8 protein-coding genes are annotated in these 8,775 nt (G+C 67.0%); 5 read left to right on the plus strand and 3 right to left on the minus strand.

The features are described 5' to 3' along the window. Window positions 1-191 precede the first annotated feature (191 nt). A complete protein-coding gene (locus tag J0I42_RS20525; RefSeq protein WP_291657561.1) occupies window positions 192-1,679 on the plus strand; it encodes an ABC-F family ATP-binding cassette domain-containing protein in 1,488 nt (495 codons plus the stop codon). Here the strand turns inward: J0I42_RS20525 and J0I42_RS20530 are convergent, their stop codons facing one another. Beyond that, on the minus strand, window positions 1,680-2,879 hold the full coding sequence (locus J0I42_RS20530; RefSeq protein ID WP_291657563.1) for an SGNH/GDSL hydrolase family protein: 1,200 nt from the start codon (window positions 2,877-2,879) through the stop codon (window positions 1,680-1,682). It lies immediately after the preceding gene. A 56-nt stretch (window positions 2,880-2,935) separates the two neighbouring features. Next, window positions 2,936-4,168 carry a lytic murein transglycosylase gene (locus J0I42_RS20535; RefSeq protein WP_291657565.1) on the minus strand — a complete coding sequence of 411 codons (1,233 nt, stop codon included), beginning with the start codon at window positions 4,166-4,168 and terminating at the stop codon, window positions 2,936-2,938. Between the two features lie 339 nt (window positions 4,169-4,507). Here J0I42_RS20535 and rnk point away from each other — a divergent pair, with 339 nt between their 5' ends. Further along, window positions 4,508-4,918, plus strand: coding sequence for a nucleoside diphosphate kinase regulator (gene rnk / locus J0I42_RS20540; RefSeq protein WP_291657566.1), 411 nt, complete (start codon window positions 4,508-4,510; stop codon window positions 4,916-4,918). A gap of 163 nt (window positions 4,919-5,081) precedes the next feature. Here rnk and galE read toward each other — a convergent pair whose 3' ends face one another. Further along, window positions 5,082-6,074 (minus strand): UDP-glucose 4-epimerase GalE, encoded by a 993-nt coding sequence (gene galE / locus J0I42_RS20545; RefSeq protein WP_291657567.1) that lies wholly within the window; start codon window positions 6,072-6,074, stop codon window positions 5,082-5,084. A gap of 169 nt (window positions 6,075-6,243) precedes the next feature. Here galE and galU point away from each other — a divergent pair, with 169 nt between their 5' ends. The 3 genes from galU (at window position 6,244) to J0I42_RS20560 (ending at window position 8,547) form a co-directional block, all read left to right on the plus strand. Further along, window positions 6,244-7,122, plus strand: a complete 879-nt coding sequence (gene galU / locus J0I42_RS20550) for a UTP--glucose-1-phosphate uridylyltransferase GalU (protein ID WP_291657568.1) — start codon at window positions 6,244-6,246, stop codon at window positions 7,120-7,122. Window positions 7,123-7,225: 103 nt separating this feature from the next. Then, on the plus strand, window positions 7,226-8,113 hold the full coding sequence (locus J0I42_RS20555; RefSeq protein ID WP_291657569.1) for a methyltransferase domain-containing protein: 888 nt from the start codon (window positions 7,226-7,228) through the stop codon (window positions 8,111-8,113). Further along, window positions 8,110-8,547, plus strand: coding sequence for an acyl-CoA thioesterase (locus J0I42_RS20560; protein WP_291657570.1), 438 nt, complete (start codon window positions 8,110-8,112; stop codon window positions 8,545-8,547). The genes J0I42_RS20555 and J0I42_RS20560 overlap by 4 nt, the downstream gene beginning before the upstream one ends. The last annotated feature ends 228 nt before the right edge of the window (window positions 8,548-8,775 follow it).

Here is an 8,775-nt window from a genome sequence, read left to right on the forward strand (position 1 = left end):
GCTATGATCGCCGCCATGGAATCGAACCAGAAGGGGAAGCAGGCACCGCGCCGCCGCTTCCATTGCCGCACCCGCGGACCTGTCTGCGCCCCGCGCTTCACATCGCGGGGCTGACCGGGAACGCATCGTCGTCTCATCGTCAGCCTTATCTGGCGCGCTCCGGCGCGCATGCCTGATCTCATGAGATTCCGATGTCCCTGATCACCCTGAAAGACCTGTCGCTCGCTCGCAGCGCGCCTCTCTTCGCCGGCCTCGACCTCGCCATCGCCAAGGGCGATCGCCTCGGCCTCGTCGCAGCCAACGGGCGCGGCAAGTCCTCGCTCCTGCGCATCCTGGCCGGTACAGAGGAGGCGAGTGGTGGCACGCTCACCCGATCACGCGGCCTCGTCACCGCTTTCGCGCCGCAGGATCCGCCCGCGCGCCTGCTGCCGATGAGCCTCTATGATGCCGTGCTGGATGCGCTCGATGCCGAGGCGGCCGAGACTGAGAGCTGGCGTGTCGACGTGCTGCTTGACGATCTCATGATCGAGGAGAGCCTGCGCAATCGTGCTGTCGACAGCCTCTCCGGTGGCTGGCAGCGCACGCTGCTGCTGGCGCGCGCGGCGGTGATCGAGCCCGACCTGCTCTTGCTGGACGAGCCCACGAACCATCTCGATCTCGAACGGATCGGCCTCCTGGAACGCTTCCTCGCCAACCTGCCGCGCGACTGCGCCGTGGTCGCGGCGAGCCATGACCGCGCCTTCCTCGACGATGTCAGCACGCGCACCCTGTTCCTGCGTCCGGCAGAGAGCGCCGATTTCGCCTTGCCCTATTCGCGCGCCTTGCAGGCTCTGGAAGAGCGCGACGCGGCGCGGAGCCGGCAGTTCGAGAACGAGATGCGCAAGGTCAAGGCGCTCCGCCAGCAGGCTGCCAAGCTCAAGAATATCGGCATCAATTCCGGCTCGGATCTGCTGGTGGTCAAGACCAAGCAATTGTCCGAGCGTGCCGACAGGCTGGAGGAGCAGGCCAAGCCCGGGCACAAGGAGCACTCGGCCGGCACGATCCGGCTCGCCAGCAGCGGCACTCATGCCAAGGCACTGGTCTCGATCAAGGAAACGTCGGTCGCGACGCCGGACGGGCGCCAGCTGTTCCGGACCGGGCCGCTCTGGATCGAGAAGGGCGACCGGATCGCGCTGCTCGGCGCCAATGGCAGCGGCAAGACGCGCTTCGTCACGCGATTGCGGGCTGCGCTGGACGGCGCTGACCCGGATATCCGCGGTGCCGCGACCCTCACGGTCGGCTACTCCGACCAGGGCCTCTCGCAGCTCGACGCCTGGCGCACGCCCTGGGACGCGGTGAAGCGCTCGAGCGATCTCGGCGACCAGACGGCGCGCACCGTGCTGGCCGGAGCGGGGATCGCAAGCGAGGCGCAGACCGCGCCGACGGCCCGCCTTTCAGGCGGACAGCGCGCCCGGCTCGCGATGCTGCTGCTGCGCCTGGCCGAGCCGAATTTCTACCTGCTGGACGAGCCCACCAACCATCTCGATATCGAGGGGCAGGACATGCTGGAGGGTGAACTGGTCAGCCATGACCGCGCCTTCGTGCGGGCGGTGGCGACGCGGATCTGGGTCATCACCGGCAAGAAACTGGTCGAGGTCGACGATCCCGGTCCGGTTTTCGATCGGCTGATGGCGGGATGATCAGCGCGGCCAGCGGTAATCGTCGAGCCGGCCTGGAAGCGGGTCCGGCGCGATGCCCTGGCCGAAGACGCGTTCGAGCTGGAGGGCAGCATCGCCGCGGCCCCGCGCCTCGGCGATCGAGGCGAGCAGCGGCTGCTCGGAGAGCGCGGCCTGTCCGGTGAGGGGCTGGATCGGGCCGGCGAGCGGGCGGGCCTGCAAGGCAGCGGGGAGGCCGATGGTCGGCACGCCCGCAACCATCTGGTCGATCAGGCGCTCGACGCCACCGGGCTGAAGCTCAAGGGCGCTCGGTGCGCCGGTCTCGGGCGAGACGGGCAGGGCGATGACGCTGCTCTGCGGAGCCGCCTCGATCATGCGGCGGATGACGAGGTCGACGAAATGGGCGGCCTTGCGGGCCCCGGCCGCCGTAAAGTGGATGCCGTCACCGAGGCGCAAACGCACCGGCTGGCCGGAGACGTCCGGGCCGGTCGCGGCGTAGCGGTTCTCTGCATCGACGAAGCCGCCCCACAGATCGACATATTGCCCGCCCGCCTTCTCGACGCGCTGGCGATAGAGATCGTTGAAGGTGACGAGATCGGCCGAGAGCCGGCCGTTCTGCATGGGCGGCGCGCCAACCCAGATCAGCGGCACGCGCTTGCCGGCAAAGGCATTGGCTATGGCGTCGATCCGGTCGCGGTAGAGTTCGAGCCAGCGCGGGCTCAGGGGCTCGTGGACGGTCTCGCCCTCGCGGAGCGGCTGGCGGTCGTTGAGGCCGAGCAGGATCACCCCGATGCTGATCTTCTGGTCGCTGGCGAGAAGCTCGGAAGCGGCTTTCGGCCAGTCGTAGAAATCGCTGCGCACCAGTCCGGAATCGGGCTTGGCCTTGTGGATCACCTCGACATCGGGACGGGTGTTGAGGGCATCGTCCAGTCCGTTTGCGAGGAGGTTCGCGAGCGAGTCCCCCATGACCAGGATATGGTGGGCGACGTCGACCTTGGGGATGACGGGATCGTCGCGGACGACGACCGGCGCATCGCGGCGGCGGACCACAGGCGCGACACGCTGGCGCTGCTGCGGCGCGGTCCGCGGCTGCGCCGGCAATTGCCAGAACATCTGGAACAGGCTGCGCTGCTGCGGCTGCTGCTGGGCGAGGGAAACCGGCCCGCCCGTCAGGAGGAGCAGGCAGGCGGCACCCAGAACCATGGCAAGCGAACGCAGGCGCATCGACCGATCCGGAGGTTCCCCTTCGCTCGCCACTATAGGCCGGGAGCGGCTGTGAGTCAGCGCTTGCCGCGCAGCTTCGACAGCAGGGCCGGGGTCGGATAACCGTCGGCGATCTCGCCGGCGCTGATCTGGTAGCGCCGGACCGCCTCGCGCGTTCCGGTGCCGATGCGGCCATCGGCATCGTGATTGTAGAGGCCGAGCGCCTTCAGGCGGTGCTGGAGGTCGCGGGTCGCGGCCATGTCGAGCCGCGGCGCCTTGATCGGCCAGCTCGCCTGGATGGCGGGGCGTCCGGCGATGCGGTCGCCGAGATGGCCGACGGCCATCGCATAGGCGTCGGACGAGTTGTATTTCTTGATGACGTCGAAATTGGCGGTGAGCAGCATCACCGGGCCGGTATGGCCGGCCGGGTAGAACAGGCGGCCTTCGCCGGAGGAGGGCAGGCGGCCGCCATCGGCGCGGCGAACACCGGCCGAGGCGAAACTGGCGAAGCTCGCCTTGTCGAGCCGGTGGTCGAAGCCCTGTGGGAGCGTCACCTCCATGCCCCAGGGCAGGCCCGGCACCCAGCCATAGCCCTTGAGGTAGTTGGCGGTGGAGGCGATGGCGTCGCTCGACGAGGTCCAGATGTCGGCATGGCCGTCGCCGGTCCAGTCGACCGCGTATTTCATGTAGCTCGACGGCATGAACTGGGTGTGGCCCATGGCGCCGGCCCAGGAGCCTTTCAGCTCGCCGCGTTCGACATGGCCCTTCTCGATCAGTTCCAGTGCGGTCAGCAATTCGTCGCGGAAGAAATCGCCGCGGTAGCGGATCGAGGCGAGCGTTGCGAGCGAACGGATGACGTCCTTGCCGCCCTTGAACGAGCCGTAGTTGGTTTCCATGCCCCAGACGCCGAGGACGATCTCCTTGGGCACGCCGTAGCGCGCCTCGACCTGAGCGAGGACGCTCGCATTCGCGGCCGCGGCTTCGCGTCCGCGCTGGATGCGGGCGCCGCCGACGGCGTTCTCGAGATAGCTCCAGATGGGGGCGCTGAACTCCGCCTGTTTCCTGGTGAGCGCGACGATGGAGGAATCCGGCGTCACGCCGCGAAAGGCGAGATCGAAGGTCGCACGCGAGATTCCGCGCGCCTGCGCCAGCGGCCAGAGCCGCTGCACGAAGATGTCGAAGGAGGCGCTCGCCGGGCTCGCCTGCGCATTGCGGGCATGGGCACCGGAGACGTTGATCGAGCCGGTGGTCTGGGCCAGCGCCGGTGCCAGGCTGATCAAGGCCGAGGCTGCGATGACGGACAGGCGCATGGACACTCCCGCGAAGGCTGGATGGAAACATCTTCACAGCGCCCGAACAAGATTAACCAAGGGTTAATGCACATCGCGATCGCTGCGGCATTCGTGATTTGACAAGCATCGGGGATTGTCTGATTTTGGGGCTATGAATAGCGCGTCCCATTTCCGCCGCGGTCTGCACCGCTCGGGCAACCTCATCGCGGGCTTATAGCCCCGGGCCTGTCGCGCTTGGCGCCTCCGGTTCGGGGTGCGCCTTCCCTGCTGCTTTTCCCTGCGAGTTCGACCTTTCTGATGCCGTGCGATTTCCGTCTGCCGGCGGGCGCTCGCCTTTTCGATGAAAGATCTGTCACGATGTCCACGAAGCGTCCCGCCATCACCGTCACGGCTGCGGACCATGCCATGCTGAGCCGCATCGCGGCGGGCGCGGCCCATACCATGCCCGAGCTCGCCGCCGAGCTGACCCACGAGCTCGACCGTGCCCGCATCCTGCCGGAGGGCCGGGTTTCGCATGATCACGCCCGCATCGGCAGCCGGATCGTCTACCGCGACGAGACCACGAAGCGGGAGGCCATCATCACCCTGGTCTGGCCGCAGGATGCCGACATCGAGAAAAACCGCATCTCGGTGATGACGCCGATCGGTGTCGCGTTGATCGGCATGGCGGCCGAGCGCTCGATCGACTGGACAACGCGCTCGGGCGACGTGAAGCGCCTGACGGTTCTCGAGGTGCGCGAGCCGGCGGAGGAGGAGGCGGCGTCCTAGAGGCGGCTGCGGCTGCTCGCAATCTGCAGCCTTCATCCCGAGGAGCCGCGTACGCGGCGTCTCGAAGGATGTTCCAGTTATCTCCCGAGCCGCCTTGAGCATCCTTCGAGACGCCATTCCCGTGGGGATGGTTCCTCCGGATGAGAGCTCGGGAGTTGTTTTCTCAGGCCGTGGCGTTCTTCGACCTGAGCTTCTCTTCCCAGGCGAGGGCCTGGCCGACGATCTCTTCGAGATCGTCATGCTGGGGCCGCCAGCCGAGCTCGGCGCGGATGCGGTCGGCGCGGGCGATCAGGGAGGCGGGGTCGCCCGCCCGGCGGTCCGCCAGCGTCACCGGAAAATCGACTCCCGAGACCTTCTTCACGACCTCGACGACCTCCTTCACCGAATAGCCGCGGCCATAGCCGCAGTTCAGCGTCAGACTCGTGCCGCCGCCCCGCAGATGGTCGAGCGCGGCGAGATGCGCGCGGGCGAGGTCGGTGACGTGGATATAGTCGCGCACGCAGGTGCCGTCCGGGGTCGCATAATCGGTACCGAAGACGGTGAGCCCGTCGCGCTGGCCGAGCGCCGCCTGGCTCGCGACCTTGATCAGATGGGTGGCATTCGGCGAGGACTGGCCCGAGCGTCCCTTCGGGTCGGCGCCGGATACGTTGAAATAGCGCAGGGCGATGTAGGTGAAGCCATGCGCCTTCGACGCATCCTGCAGCATCCACTCGCTCATCAGCTTGGAGCGGCCATAGGGGTTGATCGGGTTGAGCGCGATCTCCTCCGGCACCGGCGAGACCGGTGGCTCGCCGTAGACGGCTGCGGTAGAGGAGAAGATGACGTGCTTCACGCCCTTGCGTGCGGCGCTCTCGATCAGAGCGCGGGTCTTCACGGTATTGTTGAAATAATAGCCCAGCGGATCGGCGACCGATTCCGGAACCACGATCCTGGCGGCGAAATGCGCGATCTCCGTGATGTCATATTCGCCGATCAGGCCTTCGACCAGTTCCTGGTTGCCGATATCGCCCTGGACGAAGATCGCCTCGGGCGGCACCGCCCACCAGAACCCGGTCGAGAGATCGTCAAGCACGACGACCTTCTCACCGCGATCCAGCAATTCAAGGACCATGTGGCTGCCGATGTAGCCGGCGCCGCCGGAAACCAATACCGCCATCGTCTCTCTCGCCTCATCTTCGTCAGGAACCCGACTTAATCGAAAACCGTTGACGGCTTCTCAAGGCCTGTCGGCTAATATCGCCTGATGGCCGGCAACCGTGACAGTTGTACGGCCGCTCCCATCATCGCCTGGCTTCGGCAAGGCTGCTGCGCCCAATGGATTTTTCATGACGAAACGCATCCGCAAGGCCGTTCTTCCTGTTGCCGGTCTCGGCACCCGCTTCCTGCCCGCGACGAAAGCGGTGCCGAAGGAGATGCTCACCATCGTCGACCGTCCGGTCGTGCAGCATGTCGTGGACGAGGCGCGCGCCGCCGGCATCGAGCATTTCATCTTCGTCACCGGCCGCAACAAGGCGGTGATCGAGGACCATTTCGACATGGCCTACGAGCTCGACGACACGCTTGCCAAGCGCAACAAGGTGAAGGAGCTGGAGGCGCTGAAGCATGACCTGCCGGCCGCGGGGGCGACGAGCTTCACCCGCCAGCAGGCTCCTCTCGGCCTCGGCCATGCCGTCTGGTGCGCGCGCGAGATCGTCGGTGACGAGCCCTTCGCGCTGCTGCTGCCGGACATGCTGCATTACAGCCAGGGCAAGGGCTGTCTCGCCGAGATGATCGAGGCCTATGACAGGCATGGCGGCAACCATATCGCCGTCGCGCCCGTGCCGGACGATCAGACCCATCAATACGGCATCGTCGGCGTCGAGGATGCCAAGGCGAAGGTCTCGAAGATCACCGGCATGGTCGAGAAGCCCCCGAAGGGCACGGCCCCGTCGAACCTGCACATCTCCGGCCGCTACATCCTGCAGCCGACGATCTTCAACCTGCTCGCCAATCAGGAAAAGGGCGCCGGCGGCGAGATCCAGCTCACCGATTCGATGATCGCGCTGTCGCATCAGGAGCCGTTCTTCGCGGTGCGCTTCGACGGCGAGATCTACGATGCCGGCTCGAAGATCGGCTTTCTCGCGGCGAATGTCGCCTACGCGCTCGACCGCAGCGATCTCGGCCCGCAACTGCGCGCGGAAATCGAGAAGCTGCTCGACCGCTGAGCCGTGCAGGGACCGTTCAACTCAGTCCTCGTCCTGAGACGCCAATCCGACTAGGAAGGGCGCTTTCAAGGGTGGGGGCGTGTGTCTTGCCGACGGTGCAAAGTTGAGTGATCAGGGTCTCGTCTTCGATCGCGCGCTCGGCCGTTCGCGGCTGAGGCGCGCGCTCGCCGGTGATTATCCGGATTTCCTGCTGCAGCGCGCGGCTGGTGATCTCAAGGATCGGCTCGGGGCGGTGCTGCGGGAATTCGCAGTCGCGGCGGATCTCGGGACGGCGCTACCGGTCGTCGCGCCCATCCTCGCGGGCCGGGCCGGGCGGCTTCTGCGGATGGCGGAGGCCGAAGGAAAGCCGGCCGGTTTCGTCGGTGATCTCGAAAGCCTGCCTTTCGCAGCCGGTTCGCTCGATCTCGCGGTCTCGCTGCTGGCGCTGCACGGGGTGAACGACCTGCCGGGCGCGCTCATCCAGATCAAGCGGGCGCTCAGGCCCGATGGCCTGTTCATGGGCTGCCTGCTCGGCGGGCGGACCTTGCAGGAACTCAGGCAGGCTCTGCTGGAAGCCGAGAGCGAGACGACGGGCGGGGTCAGTCCGCGCGTCGCGCCTTTCGCCGATCTGCGCGATCTCGGCAGCCTGCTGCAGCGCGCCGGCTTCGCGCTGCCGGTCATCGACAGCGAGATCGTGACGGTGCGCTATCGCGACGCCTTCGGGTTGTTCCGCGATCTGCGCGCGATGGGCTGGGCCAATGCGCTCGTCGCGCGGCGCAAGACGCCGCTCAGGCGGGAGACCCTGCTGCGCGCCGCCGCGCTCTACGCCGAACGCTTCGCCGATCCGGACGGGCGCCTGCCTGCGACCTTCGAGTTCGTCTGGGTTTCCGGTTGGGCGCCGCATGAGAGCCAGCAGAAGCCGCTTAAACCCGGCTCCGCCAAGGTACGGCTGGCCGACGCGCTCGGCGTGCCGGAGATCAAGGCAGGCGAGAAACCGGGGGGCGAGGGGTGAGCGCGCGCCAATCGCGCCTGACCCGCGCCGATTTCCGCGTCTTTCGTGCCATTCCGACGCGCTGGCACGACAACGACGCCTACGGCCACGTCAACAACGTCGTCTATTACGGCTGGTTCGACACGGCGGTGAATGCCTGGCTGATCGAGAACGGCTTCCTTGATCTCGCCGGCAGCGAGATCGTCGGGCTCGTTGTCGAGACCGGCTGCACCTATTTCGAGAGCGTCGCTTTTCCCGAGACGGTCGAAGTCGGGATCGCGGTCGAGCGGCTCGGCAACAGCTCGGTGACCTATCGGATCGGCATCTTCCGGCAGGGTGGAGAGCAGGCGGCGGCGCAGGGGCGCTTCACCCATGTCTATGTCGAGCGCGCGAGCCGGACGCCGGTACCGATCCCGGCGCCGCTCAGAGGCGCGTTGGTGGCCATCCAGGGCTGAAAGCGCCGCCTGCGTCAGGGAATGTTGTCTCGCGGGCCGAGGCAGGCTATGCCGCTGCCAAACCCCTTCGCCGGACCGTCAGGAACCCTGAGCCCGTGATTCCGAACGACATCAAGATCACCCCGCAGCTCGTCGCCGAGCACGGCCTGAAGCCGGACGAGTACCAGCGCTTCCTGCATCTGATCGGCCGCGAGCCGACGATCACCGAGCTCGGCATCGTCTCGGCGA

This window comes from Allobosea sp. (assembly GCF_017308015.1).
GTDB lineage: Bacteria > Pseudomonadota > Alphaproteobacteria > Rhizobiales > Beijerinckiaceae > Allobosea.

Excerpts from the sequence above, each read along its gene's own strand:
- galU (WP_291657568.1), top strand. The coding sequence starts at position 6,244 with ATGACGAAACGCATCCGCAAGGCCGTTCTTCCTGTTGCCGGTCTCGGC.
- galE (WP_291657567.1), bottom strand. The coding sequence starts at position 6,074 with ATGGCGGTATTGGTTTCCGGCGGCGCCGGCTACATCGGCAGCCACATG.
- J0I42_RS20530 (WP_291657563.1), bottom strand. The coding sequence starts at position 2,879 with ATGCGCCTGCGTTCGCTTGCCATGGTTCTGGGTGCCGCCTGCCTGCTC.
- rnk (WP_291657566.1), top strand. The coding sequence starts at position 4,508 with ATGTCCACGAAGCGTCCCGCCATCACCGTCACGGCTGCGGACCATGCC.
- J0I42_RS20525 (WP_291657561.1), top strand. The coding sequence starts at position 192 with ATGTCCCTGATCACCCTGAAAGACCTGTCGCTCGCTCGCAGCGCGCCT.
- J0I42_RS20535 (WP_291657565.1), bottom strand. The coding sequence starts at position 4,168 with ATGCGCCTGTCCGTCATCGCAGCCTCGGCCTTGATCAGCCTGGCACCG.